Annotated in this window: 17 protein-coding genes; 7 read left to right on the top strand and 10 right to left on the bottom strand. The window is 62.0% G+C overall.

Annotation, left to right across the window (positions count from 1 at the left end):
* Positions 1-192 precede the first annotated feature (192 nt).
* Entirely contained in the window at positions 193-1146 is a 954-nt protein-coding gene (locus B9Z37_RS06900) for an alpha/beta hydrolase (protein WP_205872557.1), read from the top strand.
* A 365-nt stretch (positions 1147-1511) separates the two neighbouring features.
* On the opposite strand, the gene dapD is transcribed toward B9Z37_RS06900, so the two are convergent.
* From dapD to B9Z37_RS06885, 3 genes are all read right to left on the bottom strand, one after another.
* Positions 1512-2489, bottom strand: coding sequence for a 2,3,4,5-tetrahydropyridine-2,6-dicarboxylate N-succinyltransferase (gene dapD / locus B9Z37_RS06895; RefSeq protein ID WP_108312249.1), 978 nt, complete (start codon positions 2487-2489; stop codon positions 1512-1514).
* An 81-nt stretch (positions 2490-2570) separates the two neighbouring features.
* Positions 2571-3557: an acrylyl-CoA reductase (NADPH) gene (gene acuI / locus B9Z37_RS06890; RefSeq protein WP_108312562.1), complete on the bottom strand. Its 987-nt coding sequence runs from the start codon at positions 3555-3557 to the stop codon at positions 2571-2573.
* Between the two features lie 8 nt (positions 3558-3565).
* The gene (locus B9Z37_RS06885; RefSeq protein WP_108312248.1) at positions 3566-4462 is read right to left on the bottom strand and encodes a DMT family transporter; all 897 of its coding nucleotides are present in this window, start codon (positions 4460-4462) and stop codon (positions 3566-3568) included.
* A 105-nt stretch (positions 4463-4567) separates the two neighbouring features.
* On the opposite strand from B9Z37_RS06885, the gene B9Z37_RS06880 reads away from it, so the two are divergent.
* Positions 4568-6193, top strand: a complete 1626-nt coding sequence (locus B9Z37_RS06880) for an alkaline phosphatase D family protein (protein ID WP_108312561.1) — start codon at positions 4568-4570, stop codon at positions 6191-6193.
* Positions 6194-6262: 69 nt separating this feature from the next.
* The gene (locus B9Z37_RS06875) at positions 6263-6886 is read left to right on the top strand and encodes a TetR/AcrR family transcriptional regulator (protein WP_108312247.1); all 624 of its coding nucleotides are present in this window, start codon (positions 6263-6265) and stop codon (positions 6884-6886) included.
* Positions 6887-6927: 41 nt separating this feature from the next.
* On the opposite strand, the gene B9Z37_RS06870 is transcribed toward B9Z37_RS06875, so the two are convergent.
* From B9Z37_RS06870 to B9Z37_RS06860, 3 genes are all read right to left on the bottom strand, one after another.
* Positions 6928-7350: a universal stress protein gene (locus B9Z37_RS06870; RefSeq protein WP_108312560.1), complete on the bottom strand. Its 423-nt coding sequence runs from the start codon at positions 7348-7350 to the stop codon at positions 6928-6930.
* 111 nt (positions 7351-7461) lie between these two features.
* A complete protein-coding gene (locus tag B9Z37_RS06865; RefSeq protein WP_108312246.1) occupies positions 7462-8340 on the bottom strand; it encodes a metallophosphoesterase in 879 nt (292 codons plus the stop codon).
* A complete protein-coding gene (locus B9Z37_RS06860; RefSeq protein WP_205872556.1) occupies positions 8337-9314 on the bottom strand; it encodes a LysR family transcriptional regulator in 978 nt (325 codons plus the stop codon). Before B9Z37_RS06860 ends, B9Z37_RS06865 begins: the two co-directional genes overlap by 4 nt.
* Before the next feature lie 146 nt (positions 9315-9460).
* Between B9Z37_RS06860 and B9Z37_RS06855 the strand changes: the two genes are divergently transcribed.
* On the top strand, positions 9461-9931 hold the full coding sequence (locus B9Z37_RS06855; protein WP_146179712.1) for a hypothetical protein: 471 nt from the start codon (positions 9461-9463) through the stop codon (positions 9929-9931).
* A gap of 78 nt (positions 9932-10009) precedes the next feature.
* On the opposite strand, the gene B9Z37_RS06850 is transcribed toward B9Z37_RS06855, so the two are convergent.
* Entirely contained in the window at positions 10010-10933 is a 924-nt protein-coding gene (locus B9Z37_RS06850) for a DMT family transporter (protein WP_108312244.1), read from the bottom strand.
* Between the two features lie 90 nt (positions 10934-11023).
* Positions 11024-12892 (bottom strand): phosphoenolpyruvate carboxykinase (GTP), encoded by a 1869-nt coding sequence (locus tag B9Z37_RS06845; RefSeq protein ID WP_108312243.1) that lies wholly within the window; start codon positions 12890-12892, stop codon positions 11024-11026.
* A gap of 218 nt (positions 12893-13110) precedes the next feature.
* On the opposite strand from B9Z37_RS06845, the gene modA reads away from it, so the two are divergent.
* From modA to B9Z37_RS06830, 3 genes are read left to right on the top strand one after another with little or no spacing between them, the layout of a single operon-like run.
* On the top strand, positions 13111-13902 hold the full coding sequence (gene modA, locus B9Z37_RS06840) for a molybdate ABC transporter substrate-binding protein (protein WP_240606642.1): 792 nt from the start codon (positions 13111-13113) through the stop codon (positions 13900-13902).
* A gap of 42 nt (positions 13903-13944) precedes the next feature.
* On the top strand, positions 13945-14622 hold the full coding sequence (gene modB, locus B9Z37_RS06835; RefSeq protein ID WP_108312241.1) for a molybdate ABC transporter permease subunit: 678 nt from the start codon (positions 13945-13947) through the stop codon (positions 14620-14622).
* Positions 14622-15800: an ABC transporter ATP-binding protein gene (locus tag B9Z37_RS06830; protein ID WP_108312240.1), complete on the top strand. Its 1179-nt coding sequence runs from the start codon at positions 14622-14624 to the stop codon at positions 15798-15800. Before modB ends, B9Z37_RS06830 begins: the two co-directional genes overlap by 1 nt.
* Before the next feature lie 104 nt (positions 15801-15904).
* On the opposite strand, the gene B9Z37_RS14705 is transcribed toward B9Z37_RS06830, so the two are convergent.
* Together B9Z37_RS14705 and B9Z37_RS06825 are read right to left on the bottom strand one after the other, a co-directional pair.
* A complete protein-coding gene (locus B9Z37_RS14705) occupies positions 15905-16039 on the bottom strand; it encodes a hypothetical protein (RefSeq protein ID WP_255417455.1) in 135 nt (44 codons plus the stop codon).
* Between the two features lie 56 nt (positions 16040-16095).
* A complete protein-coding gene (locus B9Z37_RS06825; RefSeq protein WP_108312239.1) occupies positions 16096-16500 on the bottom strand; it encodes a PaaI family thioesterase in 405 nt (134 codons plus the stop codon).
* Positions 16501-16558 lie beyond the last annotated feature (58 nt).

The following is a 16558-nucleotide window of genomic DNA, read 5'->3' as shown; positions in this document are numbered from 1 at the left end:
CGGCCCTTTGAAGTCTGCAGGGTGACTTCCATCTTGCACCTTGTGGGAGCTAGCCCTGCTGGCGATCAGATGCTTGTGGATCACAGGCTTTTCGCTTGCAGGGCAAGCTCCCACAAAATCCTCCCAACGGCAAACATATTGCTCAGACTTCATCGGGCCGAGCACCTTTTTGATCTAACTGGAGTTCTTGTCATGCGCATCGTTTGTGGAATCCTGATGTCTTTGGCCTTGGTGGGGTGTGCTTCTGCGCCTTCTTCCAAAACTGTCGCACTGCCTTCTGCCGTGACGTCGCAGATCGCCGCCGAGTTGGCCAAGATCGGCCGCGTAGTGGCCCCCCCACCGACCGAAAAGCTGTACGCACCCCTGCAAGAGCGCGAGCCCTATGCCGGGGTGCAGGTGCGCCGTGACGTGCGCTATGGCGGTGATGCCCGCCACCTGCTGGACGTGTTCACCCTCGACAAACCGCAGGCCAACCAGCCCGTGCTGGTGTTTGTGCACGGCGGCGCCTTCATGCGCGGCGAGCGCCGCACCGGCGACAGTCCGTTTTACGACAACATCATGCTGTGGGCCGTGCGCCAGGGCATGGTGGGCGTCAACATGACCTACCGCCTGGCCCCGGCCCACCCCTGGCCCGCTGCGCAGCAAGACATCCAGTCGGCCCTGAAGTGGGTGCGCGAGAACATCGCAGCCAGCGGTGGCAACCCCCAACGCATCATCCTCATGGGCCACTCGGCGGGTGCGGCGCATGTGGCGCAATACCTGGCGCATCCGCAGTTCCATGTGGTGCCCGGCTCGGGCCTGGCCGGTGCGGTCATGCTCTCGGGCATCTTTGACCCGACCACGGCCGAGTCCAACCCGCCCCTGCAAGCCTACTTTGGCCAAGACGCCGCTCAGTACCCCGCCCGCTCAGCGGTGCCCGGCTTGGTCGCATCCCAAGTGCTGATGTTGCTGGCCTATGCCGAGCTGGACCCGCAAGACTTTCACACCCAAAGCGAACAATTGAACGCCGCTCTTTGTAAAGCGGGCAAATGCCCCGGCCTCTACAAACTCATGGGTCACAGCCACATGTCCGAGATCTATTCGATCAACAGCGCCGACAAAACGGTGACTACGCTGATGAAGCAGTTGGTGGATCGGGTGCGTTGAGCGGCGGTTGCATCCAATCTATTCAATGAAATTGGATAGAACTTCAAAAATCCTTTAGCTGACAACGACTTGAACCCCTCGGAGGCTTGAAGTATCTATTCAAGTATTCATTCAGTGAGTGCCTCCAGCAAAGCGAGGCCATCCATGTTTGAAAAGTCAACAAGCACTGGACGGACTTCGTGAAGTTGTCGGCCTTGTTGCAGCCTAGCCAGGGGGCGGGGCTTCACCCCTTGCTCAAGCGGACTCGCTTCGGGAGGGCGCTTAGCTCGAAGCTTATTGTGAAGACGCGATGAAGCCAACGGACAAAACAAAACGGCGTGCCCACTTCCGCAGGCACGCCGTTTCTTATTGCAGAACCGAAAAAATCAGTTCTTGTGCAACTCAGCGTTCAACTCGCCCCAGCTCTTGTTGCGCGGGATCGCGTGCAACGCGCCCGACTGTGAATCGCGGCGGAACAAGATGCCGTTTTTGCCGGACAGCTCTTTGGCTTTCATCAGGCTGCCATCGGGCAGTTGCACGCGGCTGCCGCCGGTGATGTAGCAACCGGCTTCGACCACGCAGTCGTCGCCCAGCGAGATGCCGATGCCGGCGTTGGCGCCCAGCAGGCAGCGCTTGCCGACCTTGATGACTTCTTTGCCGCCACCCGACAGCGTGCCCATGATGGACGCGCCGCCGCCGATGTCGCTGGCGTCATCCACCACCACGCCCGCGCTGATGCGGCCTTCAACCATGCTGGCGCCCAAGGTGCCCGCGTTGAAGTTGCAAAAGCCCTCGTGCATGACGGTGGTGCCGCTGGCCAGGTGCGCGCCCAGGCGCACGCGGTCGGCGTTGGCGATGCGCACGCCCGATGGGATCACGTAGTCGGTCATCTGTGGGAATTTGTCTACGCCTTTGATTTCGAGCATGCGGCCAGCGGCTCGGGCCTTCAGGCGGGCGGCGGGCACTTCGCTCACAGCGCAAGGGCCAAAGTTGGTCCAAGCCACGTTGGCCAGCAGGCCAAAAATGCCGGTCACGTTGGCGCCGTGCGGCTGAACCAGACGGTGGCTCAGAAGGTGCAGGCGCAAGTAAGCGTCGTGCGTGTCGGTGGGCGCGTCGGCCAGGCTTTTGATCTCGGTGCGCACGGCCACCACGAAGGTGCCACGCACAGTGCAGGCGGTCAGGGCTTGGGCCACATCAGCGCCCAAGGCGGCCACGGCTTCGGCTTCGGTCAGGCGGGTGCTGCCGCTGGCCGCAATGCCATCGGCCAGTTCGGGGGCCGGGAACCAGGTGTCCAGCACGGTGCCGTCAGCGGCCAGCGTGGCCAGGCCCGTGGCGCGTGCGCCGGTGGTTTGGAAAGTGCTCATGTGTTGCTCCGCAAAAGAAGGCCCGCCAAGATCTGAACAGGGCGGGCCGTTGGAAATCAGAAGGCGTGATTATCGGGGACTTCAGCCGTTCACGTTCACCACCACCCGGCCACGCACCTGCCCCGCCAAAATCTCCGCCCCCAAGCCGATGGCCTCGGCCAGACCCACTTCGCGGGTCATGCGCTCCAGCTGTACGGTGTCCAGGTCTTGTGCCAGCCGCGCCCAAGCCGCTTCGCGCACGGCACGCGGGGCCATCACGCTGTCGATGCCGGCCAGCGTGACGCCGCGCAAGATGAAAGGTGCCACGCTGGATGGAAAGTCCATGCCTTGGGCCAGGCCGCAGGCGGTGACCACGCCGCCGTATTTCGTGCTGGCGCAGGCGTTGGCCAGCGTGTGGCTGCCCACGGTGTCGACCACGCCCGCCCAGCGCTCTTTGGCCAGGGGCTTGCCGGGGGCCGACAGTTCGGCCCGGTCCATCACGTCGGCCGCGCCCAGCTGGCGCAGGTAATCGGCTTCTTGCAGGCGGCCTGTGCTGGCCACCACGCGGTAGCCCAGCTTGGCCAACAAGGCGATGGCCACGCTGCCCACGCCACCGCCTGCGCCCGTGACCAAGATGTCACCGCTGGCGGCTGTGACGCCGTGTTTTTCTAGCGCCATCACGCACAGCATGGCGGTGTAGCCTGCGGTGCCAATCGCCATGGCTTGGCGCGGGGTGAAGCCGGTTGGCAACTTGACCAGCCAGTCGCCTTTGAGCCGAGCTTTTTGCGCCAAGCCGCCACTGTGGCTCTCGCCCACGCCCCAGCCGTTCAAAACGACTTGGTCGCCCGCTTTGAACAGCGGGTGTTGGCTGTCGGTCACGGTGCCCGCCAAGTCAATGCCGGGCGTGAGCGGGAACTTGCGCACCACTGGGCTCTTGCCCGTGATGGCCAGGCCGTCTTTGTAGTTGAGGGTGGAGTAGTCCACTTGTACCGTCACATCGCCTTCGGGCAGGGCGCTGTCATCCAGCGTTTGCAGGGTGCAGCGGTAACCGGCATCGTCTTTTTGGATTTGCAGGGCTTGGTAAGTCATGGGGTTCTTCATGAGGGTTTGCGGTTGACCAGCACAATGCCCACCGCCACCAGCCCAAGCGCCATCAGCAGCGTGGGGGTGGCGGCCTCGCCCAGCAACAAGGTGCCAAACAGCAGGGCAAACAAGGGCGTCAAAAACACGAACACCGAAATCTTGGTGGCCGGGTAGCGGCCCAGCATCCACATCCAGGCCAGGTAGCTGGCGAAAGCACCGATCACGGTTTGTGCCAGTATCGAGCCCCAGGCCAGTGGGCTCCAGTTGAAGTTCCAGCTTTCGCCCAGTGCCAGCGAGATCCAGGGCACGGCCACGGCGGTGGTGGCGATTTGATAAAACAGCAGCTTTTCAGGGGCGATGCGTGTCAGGTTTTTGGCGCGGATGGTCACCGTGGTCAGACCCCACAGTGCCCCGGCGGCCAGGCCCAGCAAATCGCCCAAAGCGCTGTCGCCGTGACTGCCCGCGCCCAAGCCTTCGCGCATGGCAAAAGCCACCGCCACAAAGGCGCAGGCCATGCCCAGCCATTGCAGGGGGCGCAAACGCTCTGACTTGACGAACAGCGGCACCAGCGCAGCCACCCAAAACGGCGAGGTGTAGAGGAACACCGTCAGGCGTGAGGCCGAGGTGTAGCGCAAGCCCAAATAAATGCAGGCGAACTCTGCCGCAAACAAGCCGCCCGCCAACAGGCCGGGCCAGAGGCTGCCATCCCGCTCGAACAGGCGCACGCCGCGCACGCGGCACCACACCAGCAGCAGCACACAAGCGCCCACACAGCGCAGGCTGGCTTGAAACAGCGGGGCCACTTCGCCCATGATGGATTTGACGAGCACCTGTTGCAGGCCCCAAAACATGCAGCAGGCCAGCAAGGTGCCGATGGCCAGTCCGTCCAGATGGTCTTTGCGCGAATTCATGGCCCGCATTGTGCCGTGCCGGATGGGCGGGACGTGTCACCTGCGGTCCTGGCTCTTGCGGCAGGTAACATGTGCGCCACCATCCAAGCCGTGCACCGAACTTCCATGAACTCAGCCCCAACGCCTGAATCCTTGACGGGGATTTCACCTTGCACGAACGTGTCCCGGCGCGACTGGAACCGCATGGCTTTGGCTTTGGCCATGTCGCCCTGGCTCGCGCCTGCCGCCCAGGCACAAGCGCTGACCAGTGCGGCCGGCGCAGGCCAAGGTCCGCGTTGGCAGGCCGATCCGTTCAGTTTGGGTGTGGCCAGTGGCCAGCCGCAGCCGGGCAGTGTGGTGTTGTGGACCCGCTTGCGCATCACCGAGGCCGATGCGGCCTTCAAAGCGCAAAGCATTTCAGTGGTGTGCGAGGTGTTTGCCGATGCGGCTTTGCGCCAGCCCGTGCGCCAGTGGCGTGTTCAGACCGATGCAGCGCGTGCCCACAGCGTGCATGTGGTGGCCAGTGGTTTGCAGGCGGGGCGACCATATTGGTACCGTTTTGTCTGCGGCAGTGCCACCAGCCCGGTGGGGCGCGCCCGCACCAGCCCAGCTGCGAATGACGCAGTGGACCGCTTGCGCATTGCCCTGGCGTCTTGCCAACATTACGAGCAAGGCTATTTTTCGGCGCACCGTGAAATGGCCCAGCGTGATCTGGATCTGGTGCTGTTTGTGGGCGACTACATCTATGAAAGCTCTAACCCGCAACACATGTTGCGCAAGCACTTGGGCGGTGTGCCCACCTTGTTGGACGAGTACCGAGACCGCCATGCCCAGTACAAGACCGATGCCGATTTGCGCGCCTGCCACGCAGCCCACACCTGGCTGATGACTTGGGACGATCACGAAGTGGTCAACGATTACGCCAACGACCTGGACCGCAACTTCAGTGATCCGCAGGTGTTTTTGCGCCGCCGTGCTGCCGCCTACCAGGCTTACTTTGAACACATGCCCGTGCGCCTGGGGCCTGATCCGGCCAACCCCAGTCAGATGCGCATCCATGACCGTTTGGCGTGGGGGCAGCTGGCCGATGTGTGGACGCTGGACTGCCGCCAATACCGAGACCACCAGGCTTGCCCTGACCCAAACCGGGGCGGTGGTCGCGTGGTGGTGGGCTGCGATGCCTTGGCCGACCCGGCGCGCAGCATGTTGGGTATGGCTCAGGAGCAATGGTTCACCGAGGGCTTGACCCGCAGCACTCGGCGCTGGAAGTTGGTGGCCCAGTCCACACAAATGAGTTCGAGCGGCGTCAACACGCCTTTGGGCCGCAGTGCGTTCACCGATGGTTGGGATGGCTATCCGCAGGCGCGTGCCCGTTTGCTGAGCACCGTGGCAGAGGCGCAGTTGAAAAACGTGGTCATGTTGGGGGGCGATGTGCACATGAACGTGGCGGCCCAGTTGCGTGTGCAAGCCAATGACGAGCGTTCGCCCGTGGTGGCCAGCGAGATCGTGACCACGTCCATCACGTCACGCGGCCTGGGAGAAAAGTTGCTGGCCCAAATCCGTGACAGCAACCCGGACATCTTGCATGCCCGCTCCGATGAGCGCGGTTACACCTTGCTGGAGGTGAAGCCCGAGGGCATCAGTGCTGAATTCAGGACCACCCCCAACCCGGCCTTGGCCGATGGGGTGTTCAAGGTGCAGGCGAAACTGGGCATCCGTTCAGGGGTGGCCGGGGTGCACAAAGACGGGTGAATTTTGAATGGCTTAGGTTTGGGTGTGACCCATCGGTCTTTTTTTGATCAGCGGGGCTAGAATTCGGCCATGAACACCGACATCCAGAAACCGCCGAAGAAGTCTTTCAAGATCCAGATGCTGGCAGCGCGAGAGATGGCGATCATCCAGTCGGTGAACCGCTTTCTGGCCGAAAAAGGCTTTGATGCGATGACGGTGGACGAAGTGGCCGCCGAAGTGGGCATTGCCAAGGCCAGCCTGTACAAGCATTTCACCAGCAAAGAAGAACTCGCTTGCGCCGCGATGGTGGCGGCCATGCGCAAGGCGCAAGACTTTATCCAGTCCTTGCCCGCCGGTCAGGCACCCATCGACAAGCTCAAGGCCGTGACGCGCTGGACCATGACCCTCAAGCTGCAAGGCTTGATGCCGTCCTTGCCCAGCCAGAACTCCAGCTTGCGCGCCACCTTGATGGCGAACAAGGATTACATGGACGGTTTGATGGAAGTCAGCGATGCGCTGGGCGGTTGGATCGAAGAAGCCCAGGCGCAAGGACAAATCAACAAGGGCTTGCCCGCCGTGGCTGTGCTCTACACCTTGTTTGCACGCGCTTGCGACCCGGTGCTGGAATTCCTCAAAATGGGCGAACAGCACACCGACGAGCAAATTCTCGATCTGGTCATGAGCACCTGCTTTGACGGGCTGAGTGCCCGCTGACTTTGCGGGCGGGGTGTCGCCCACAAACAGTGCCAGAGCGTTCAGCGAACCAACAGCACGGGCACTTTGCAGTGCGCCAGCACCTGGGTGGCCACCGAGCCCATGACCAGATTGCCCAAAGTGCCGTGGCCGTGTGAGCCCATCACCACCAGATCAAATTTGCCGCTGTCTGCCGTCTTGGAGATGGTTTCGCCTGCGTGACCCACTTTGGACACGGTTTTGGCATCGATGCCGTGGCGCAGCAAGAACTTGGTGACCGGGCTTAGCACTTTTTCCGACTCTTCGCGGTGGAAGGTTTCAACCGCTTCCTTGCCCACCACCGCGCGTGCGCGGGGCGGCAGTTGGGGTTGCACCGTGAGCAAGGTGTAGCTGTTGTTGGCATTGAACAACTCGTCGTGAGTGCTCAGGTAAGCCAGCATTTTTTTGGTGTATTCACTGCCATCAACGGCCAACAAGATTTTCATGGTGCGCTCCTCAAAAATTTGAACAAGCATCCAATTTACTGGCATTGAAATTGTTCGTCTTGACCTCTGTCAAGCATTGCTGTGATGAACCGTTCGAGTTGTGGCCAAGGTTCAGGTCCCTGTCTTCAATACCCGTTGCGCATCAAACAACAGCTGTTCTCCTTTGTGCGCGTAACCCAGCGGATTGGCCACCACGCGGCAGCCGTGCTGGGTGTAGTCGCTGGGGCAATGCAAGTGGCCGTGCAACCAAAGCTGTGCCTGCGGCAGCAAGTGGTCCAGCGCATTGCAAAAACCCGCTGTGCCCGGCACTTGGCCATAGCGCGGGTCGGCGCTGCGCAGGCTGGGGGCAAAGTGGGTGACGACCACGGTACTTCCGGTAAATGGGGTGCTCAGGGTCTGCTGGAGCCAGTCCTGGCACAGCAGGGCTTGCTCGCGCAGGCCTTCGGCCAACCAGGCTTCGCCTCGGCGTGTGGTCTGGGTTTTGCGAAGGTAATAGTTGGCCGCGCGAAAAGCCTTGTCACGTGCTTTGAGCTGGCGCGTATATTGGCTGTTTGGGTGATGGAAGTGGGTGGGGAATTTGGCCGATGCCGGGTCTGGCAAGGGCTGCCCTGCCAGCGGCCCCAGCGCATCGAAGTCGGTCCACAGCGTCGTGCCCACAAAGCGCACCTTGCCCAGCTGCAGCACTTCGCGCTCCAGCCAGGTGATGCCCAGTCGGGCGCAGGTCTCGTGCAGCCGTGCGTGGGCTGCGTCAAAGTCCAGGCCGTCGTATTCGTGGTTGCCCGGCACAAACAGCACCGGGGTGGGCCAGCCGTGCAGCGGCGAAAAGCGTTTCAGGCCAAAGTCGGCATCGCCGGCGGTGGTGAGCGCCGAGTTCGTCTGGTACGAGCCGATGTCGCCCGCCAACACCAGCAAGTCGGCGTCGGGGGCAGGTGTGGGTACAAAACCGGGGTTGGCTTCCAGGTGCAGGTCCGAGAGCAATTGGATTTTCATGCGGTGCCCTCATTGGCAAAGGCGGCTTGGGCCACTTGCAACAACTGGCCGCGCAGCCACTGGTGGGCGCTGTCGTGTTGCACCCGGCGATGCCAAAGGGCTTCGACGTGGACCGGTGGCACATCCAGGGGCAAGTCGCGCAGCACCAATTGGTCTGTCATGCCCGTGGTGGGCACAAAGTGGCGAGGCAGCACGGTGAGCAGGTCCGAGCTGACGACCACCTGCCCGGCGGTGAAAAACTGGTTCACGGTCAGCACGATGCGCCGTTGCCTGCTGATCGAGGCCAGTGCTTCGTCCACAAAGCCATAAGGACGCCCTGAAAAACTCACCAGCAGGTGCCGGGCGGCGCAGTAAGCGTCCAGCGTCAGGGGCTGGTCGGCCAGCGGGTGGCCTTGTCGCATCACGCAGACATATTCACCGGCGTACAGGCGCTGGTGCTCAAAAGCCACGGCCTCGCCCGCCTGGGCGCGGCCCGTCAGGTCGGTCAACACCGCCGGAAAGTAGCCCAGCGCCATGTCGGCGGTGCCATCGCTCAGCAGCTTGCGCGGGTCGCGCGTGGTCAACGGCACCACACGCAGTGAAAGGCCAGGCGCTTCGCTTTGCAGCTGCCGTGCGAGCCCGCCCATCAGTTCGGCGGCCGTGGCATCAGCCATGGCCAACACGAAGGTGCTGGTCGCTTCGTGCGGCACGAATGGGCTGGGCACGATGGCCTCTTGCAACTGGCGCAGCGCTTCGCGCACGCTGGGCCACAGTGCCAGCGCGTGCGGGGTGGGCTCAATGCCGTGGCCGTGGCGTCGGACCAGTTCGTCGTCCAAGGCATCGCGCAAACGGCGCAAAGCATTGCTCACGGCGGGTTGGGTGAGCGACAGGTTGTGGGCGGCCCGGGTCAGGCTGCGCTCGGCCATGACTTCGTCAAAAACCCGAAGCAGGTTCAAGTCGAGGGTGCGAAAAGAGGCAGGGATGGAGGGATTCATTCAAACAGCCGATATGTATCACCATTGTGAATGATAAATATCATGAATATAAAGTTGAATAGCATCAGTGAAAACCCTATGATTGCGACATGATTTTGATGATTTGGGTTGCCAAAGCATACAAAATCAATTCAAGGGAACACAAAATGAACACCGCTATCAAATCCATTCTGGGCCAGATGCCCCACAACGCTGCTTCGGCAGCAGCCTCCGCCACGTCCACCAAAACGTTGGCCTCCCTCATGCTGGCCGCAGGTGTGGCTGCGCTGGTGGTCGTCACCGACCAAATGATCGACAGCTGGGCGGAGTCCCATGTGGTGGCCGCATGGCTGGCCTTGTGGGCCGTGGCCGCTGTGGCCATTGGCGTGCTGCGCGGCGTGACCCGTGCATTGGCTCAAAACCTGATGGGCGGCCTGGACGCCTGGTCTGCCCACGTGGCGCGCCGCCGTGCCGACGAACGTCTTTGGGCCATGGCCCAAACCGACAGCCGCTTGATGTGCGAATTGCAAACCGCCATGGACCGCGCCGGTAACGACGCACAGCCAGCGAATGACATCACCACACTGATGACCCGCCGCACCGCCCGCATGCTGCAAAGCCGCATGTACTACATCTGATCTTCAGGCGCTCTCTGGGGCTCGCTCCTTGAACCACAAGGCCTCCTTCGGGAGGCCTTTTGCTTGCTGGCGCCCAGTTCAGGCTTCGGGTGTTGGCGTGGTTTTGCGCGAGGCCAGGTAAATGCCCGGCAAGATCAGCATGGCGCCCATCACATGGTGCCAGCCCAAGGACTCACCCAACACCAGCCAAGCCGTCAAGCCGCCATACAGCGGACCCATGTACAGGCTGGCCGCCACCCGGCTGGCACCCAGCACTTTCTGGCAAAAGCCATAAGCCCAGTAAGCCCCAATGCCGGGCACCAAACCCGCACTCAGCACCAACCAGGTGGCGTGCAGACTCCAGTGCGGGGTGTCAGTTTGCAAGTATTCCCATGTTGCAAACGGCAAAAGCACCAGCACGCCGCCCATGCAGATGGCCGCCAGCCGAGCGGTGGCGCTCAAGGGGCTGGCCCATTTTTTTTGCAGCAAGGCATACCCGGCCCAGGCAGCCATGGCCAGCACAATCCAGCCGTCTCCGGCCACCCATTGCACTTGGTTCAACGACGCCCATTGGCCTTTGACCACCACATGGAACACCCCCGACAAAGCCACGACCACACCCAAGGCCTGACGCCCGGAAAACCGCTCGCCCAGCCAAAGCACGGCACCCAGGGCGATCAGTACCGGCGATGCCGCGTAAATCAGCGCAATGTTCATGGCGGTCGTGGTCCGCGCACCTTGGTAGACCCAAGCACCACAAACCAGCATGCCCAATGCGCCCAGTGCCAGGTATTGCCACGCCACCTTGATGAGGCCATGGCGTTCATGCCAAAGCTCCTTGCGAGCAACCCAACTCAAGACGAAGCCCGCCAAAGCCCAACGGCCCAGCGCCAACATGTGCGGCTCCACCACGCCGGGCGCGGTGCGCGCCACGATGTAATTGACGGACCACAGGGCAGGCGTGATCCAGAGCAGCCAGAGGGCTCGGCGTTCGCGGGATTCGGGGGTGGCTATCGAGAACATGAACCGATTGTGCAGGCAATAAAAAACCGCCCCGGATTGTGACCGAGGCGGTTTGAACCTCAGGCGCCGCTTGGGCGCAGAACCCGATATTTACGCAGCCAAGCGCGCTTCCAGTGCAGCCTTGGTGTCCAGTAGCGCTTTGGGCAGATGGAACGCCAGTTGGGCAAAGTGCTCGTCGTGCAGCTTGAATTCGGCTTGCCAGGCGGCTTTGTCGATGCTGGTGACCGACTTGAACTGCTCGGCGCTGAAGTCCAGGCCGGTCCATGTGATTTCGCCGTACGTGGGGGCCACGCCGAACATGGTTTGTTCGCCTTGGGCTTTGCCTTCCAGGCGGTCAATCATCCACTTGAGCACGCGCATGTTGTCGCCGTAGCCAGGCCAGACAAACGAGCCGTCTTCGCCCTTGCGGAACCAGTTCACGCAGTACATGGCGGGCAGCTTGTGGCCAGCGGCTTCGGCCTTGGCGCCGGTGTCGAGCCAGTGCTGGAAGTAGTCGCTCATGTTGTAGCCGCAGAAAGGCAGCATCGCGAACGGGTCGCGGCGAACCACGCCTTGCGCGCCAAAGGCGGCAGCGGTGGTCTCGGAGCCCATGGTCGCGGCCATGTAAACGCCTTCGGTCCAGCTGCGCGCTTCAGTGACGAGTGGCACGGTGGTCGAGCGGCGGCCACCGAACATGAAGGCGTCGATCGGCACGCCCGCAGCGTCGTCCCATGCAGGGTCGAGTGCGGGGTTGTTGGCAGCGGCCACGGTGAAGCGGGCGTTGGGGTGAGCGGCTTTGGCGCCGGTCTCTTTGGCGATCTGGGGGGTCCAGTCCTTGCCTTGCCAGTCGATCAAATGGTCGGGCAAAGAGCCGGTGTCTTTTTCCATGCCTTCCCACCACACGTCGCCGTCGTCTGTCAGGGCCACGTTGGTGAAGATCACGTCCTTGTGCAGGCTCAGCATGCAGTTGGGGTTGGTCTTCATGTTGGTGCCGGGAGCCACGCCAAAGTAACCGGCTTCGGGGTTGATGGCGTACATCTTGCCGTCGGTGTGCGGCTTGACCCAGGCGATGTCGTCACCAATGGTGGTCACGCTCCAGCCTTCAAAGGCCTTGGGTGGCACCAGCATCGAGAAGTTGGTTTTGCCGCAGGCGCTGGGGAAAGCCGCTGCGACATGGTACTTTTTGCCTTCGGGGTTGGTCACGCCCAAGATGAGCATGTGCTCGGCCAGCCAGCCTTGGTCTTTGCCCATGTTGGAGGCAATGCGCAGCGCAAAGCACTTCTTGCCCAGCAGCGCGTTGCCGCCGTAGCCCGAACCGTAAGACCAGATCTCGCGGGTCTCGGGGAAGTGCACGATGTATTTGGTGGTGGGGTTGCAAGGCCAGCTGGTGGTGTCCTTTTGGCCAGCGGCCAAAGGTGCGCCCACGGTGTGCATGCAAGGCACGAAGTCGCCGTTGGTCCCAAGCACGTCAAACACGGCTTTGCCCATGCGGGTCATGATCTTCTGGTTGACGGCCACATAAGCGCTGTCGGTCAGCTCAATGCCGATGTGGCTGATGTGCGAACCCAGCGGGCCCATCGAGAAAGGCACCACATACATCGTGCGGCCAGCCATGCAACCGTCAAACAGCGGGTTCAGTGTGGCGCGCATTTGCGCGGGTTCCATCCAGTTGTTGGTGGGGCCGGCGTTTTCTTTTTGGGCCGAGCAGATGTAAGTGCGGTCTTCCACGCGGGCCACGTCCGACGGGTCAGAGCAAGCCAGGAAAGAGTTGGGGCGCTTGGCGGGGTTGAGCTTTTTGAAGGTGCCTGCAGCCACCAGTTCGGCGCACAGGCGGTCGTATTCTTCTTGCGAGCCGTCACACCAGTAGATGTTGGCGGGCTTGCACAGGGCGGCCATTTCGGCGACCCAGGCGATCAGTTTCGCGTTCTTGACGTAAGACGGTGTGTTCAGGTTCAGGCCCTGCATCACGGGTGAGTTCATGACTAGCTCCAAGTTTAAAAATCGTTTTTTCAAAACCTCTGCGCAGGTGCTTTGAAAAAACGGCTCTGTGGCTGAGATACTGGCGGTGTTGTGGGCATCCCATCGTGTGCCGTAACCGCTTGGTAACTTGGGGTTTCGATTTTAGGGAGCCTGCCCGGTTCGTGCCTGTCATTTGCGCTCAAAACCCTTTTAAATCTATGCAAAAAACGCATGACGTTATGCCGGTCTTTTGGCCTTCGGTTTTGCCTTGGGGCCGCCGACAGTGGCTGATCGCGGTTTTGGCGCTGCCACAGCAGGCCAAAGCGCAGGCGTCAGCCCGCATCAAGATCGCCGCTGCAAGCAATCTGAAGTTTGTGCTGGCTGACTTGACAAGCCAATACAGGCAACAAACAGGTGTGCAGGTCGAAGTCAGTTTGGGCGCTTCGGGCAACTTGGCGCGGCAAATTTTGCAAGGCCTGCCGGTCGAACAATTCATCTCGGCAGACGAAGACCGGGTGCTTGAATTGGTCAAAGCGGGGCGCACGCTGGATGCCGGACAGCGTTATGCCACGGGTCGGTTGGCGCTGATTTTGCCTAAAAATTCAGCACTTCCCTTGGCACAGGGGCTGGCCGCCGTGGTGCGTGCTTTGAAGCCCGGCGACAAATTGGCCCTGGCCAATCCAGCTCTGGCCCCTTACGGCATGGCGGCGCAGGAGGCCTTGTTGCGTTCGGGCGCGGGCCCACTGCAGGCCGGGCAGAAAGTCCTGGGCGACAACATCGGCCAGGCCACGCAGTTTGTGGCCACTGGGGCTGCACAAGCGGGCATCACGGCACTGGCGCTGGCCATTGCACCCGAGCTGGCTCCGGCTTTGCAGGCATTGCCTTTGCCGGAGTCCTTGCATGCTCCCTTGCACCAGCGAATGGTTTTGCTGCAGGGGGCCAGTCCAGCTGCCATGGCATGGCATCGATTTCTGCTCAGTCCGCCAGCGCAGGCGATTTTTTTGCGGCATGGCTACGCCTTGCCACAATAATCAAGGCCTCACTGAACGATCAACGACCCTGCAAACAGACCCATGGATTGGCCCGCTCTGACCGTATCGCTGACCCTGGCGACCTTGACCACCTTGGTCCTGTTGCCGCTGGGTTTGGCCCTGGCCCGCTGGCTGGCCGTGACCCCTTGGGTGGGCCGTCCCTTCATCGAAGCCTTGTTGCTGTTGCCTTTGCTGTTACCGCCCACGGTGATCGGTTTTTACTTTCTGGTGGCCCTGGGTCAAGGCAGTCCCTTGGGTGCTTGGCTGGTGGCATCGGGCATTCGGCTGGTGTTCACGCTGGAGGGCTTGCTGTTGGTGAGTGTGTTGGTCAATTTGCCGTTCATGGTGCAACCCATCCAGCGCGCATTTGCCGCCGTACCCCACAGCCTGCGTGAAGCGGCCTGGGTCTCGGGACTGTCCACTTGGCAAACGTTTTGGCGCATTGAGTTGCCCCTGGCCTGGCCTGGCTTGCTGGCGGGCATGGCGCTGACGGTGGCGCACACGCTGGGCGAGTTTGGTGTGGTGCTCATGGTGGGCGGCAACATTGAAGGCGAAACCCGCACCTTGTCGGTGTCGCTCTACGACAAGGTGCAGGGCATGGACTTGCAATCAGCCCATGTCATGGCGTTGGTGCTGGTGGGTGTGTCCTTGCTGGCGCTGACCCTGGTCCTGGCATTTGACCGGGTAGGCCAGCGCGGCCGAGCACTGCAGGAGCGTTGATGTCGGGCTTGCAAGTTCAGCTCTACTCGAGCAGTCCGATTCGCTTGCAGGCCGAGTTTGACTGCGGCGCAGGCGAACTGGTGGCCTTGGTTGGTCCTTCGGGCAGCGGCAAGACCAGCATGCTGCGGGCGATTGCCGGTTTGTGGACACCTGCCGATGTGCAGGGGTGCATCCGGGTGGATGGGCAAAGCTGGCTCGACACGGCCGCTGGCGTGCACCTGAGTCCGCAGCAGCGCCGTGCGGGCCTGGTGTTTCAGCATTACGCCTTGTTCCCGCACATGACCGCCCATGCCAATGTCGCGCTCGCCGCAGGACCCGGCTGGTCGACCGCCGACGTGCAGGCTTTGCTCAAGCGCATGGGCTTGGATGCACTCACCCAGCGCAGGCCGGCGCAACTTTCTGGCGGGCAACAACAGCGCGTGGCCTTGGCGCGGGCCTTGGTGCGTGTCATGCCAACACCATCTTCTGCAAAGGCGTCGCCAACGCCACCCGCTGTGCCGGGCGTGCTGCTGCTGGACGAGCCTTTTTCCGCCGTGGATGCGCCCACACGTCAAACCCTTTACCGCGAACTGGCGGCGTTGCGCCAACAGGTGTCGGTGCCCATGGTGCTGGTCACGCACGATCTGGCCGAGGCCCGTCGCCTGGCCGATCGGGTGGTGATTGTGGACGCGGGTCAGACCCTGCAAACGGGCCAACCTTCACGGGTGTTTGCCAGTCCCCGCAACGCACGTGTGGCGGAGTTGGTGGGTATCCAAAACCACTTTGACGGCCGCTTCTACAAAGACAAGCCAGGCTGGGCGCGCTTGCGTTGGACGCAAGCGGGGGGCGGACCTGAAGCCATCGATTTGACGGTGGTGGACAAAAACAAGATCGACGATGACACGCCTGTGACCTGGGTGCTCAATGGCGAACAGGTCGACGTGTTGGCCGATGCCAGCACGCCTGCTTTGGGTGATGCAGGGGCCACCCGGCTGCGCTGCCGCTTGGTCGAGGTGCTGGCCTTGGGCGAAATAAGTTTGTGCACACTCACACCGGAAGCATTGCCGGCGCAGTCCATTACCCTGAACCTGACCACCCGTTTGCTGGAACGGCTTCAGGTCGATGCGGGTGGATGGGTGCAGCTGCTGATTGCGCCCGGCGCACTGCACATCATGCCCGTGCGCGAAACCTTGGCCTGAGTGCAGGCAGGGGGATCACCCAAAACAAAACCCGCAAAGCCGAAGCTGTTGCGGGTTGCAGTGGGTGCTGCCTTCAAAGGCCAACACTTCGGGGTGCAAAAACCTCAGGCCATGAACACGGCAATGAAGGCCAGCAAGAAAATCAACACGGCGCCAGCGGCCGGAATGACCACGGGAATGTGCTTGACCACGTTTTCCACGGGATCGTCAGATGTGTGTGTGTCGTTGTGAGCAGACATGGGGAACCTCAAAACAAGAATGGGCGTATTGTAGCCAAGCCCGGCCAGCGCTTGTCTTACATCAGGGCGTAGGTCGTGCTGGCTTTGAAAACGCTCTTGCCGTCATCGGCCCCGGCCAGGTCGATCTCGCCAAAAGCCATGGCCTTGCCCGCCCGCAGCACCCGGGCGGTGACCAGGGCATCCTGCCCAGACAGCGGCCTCATGAAGGTGCTGGACAGCTGCACCGTGCTGCAAGGCCGGAATGCGCCGAAGTGGTTGATCAGGGCCAACACCATGGCCGTGTCGGCGGCGGCCATCATGGCCTGGCCGCACAACATGCCGCCCACCCGCGAAAGCTGATCGCTTTGGGGCAAACGCAGGGTCACACTGTCGGCGGCAACATGCTCGACTTTCAGATTCAGGGCCTGCACCCAAGGGGCGAACAGGTCGGACAAGGCTTGTTGGAGGGGGTAGCTGGTCATGGTGTGGTGGTCTCGTCAAAGACCCGTGAGCGCAAAACCCCATTTTGCAGCCCAACGG

Origin of the sequence: Limnohabitans parvus II-B4, assembly GCF_003063455.1 — a bacterium.
GTDB classification, from domain to species: domain Bacteria; phylum Pseudomonadota; class Gammaproteobacteria; order Burkholderiales; family Burkholderiaceae_C; genus Limnohabitans_A; species Limnohabitans_A parvus.
This window is presented reverse-complemented; position numbering and strand designations above follow the sequence as displayed.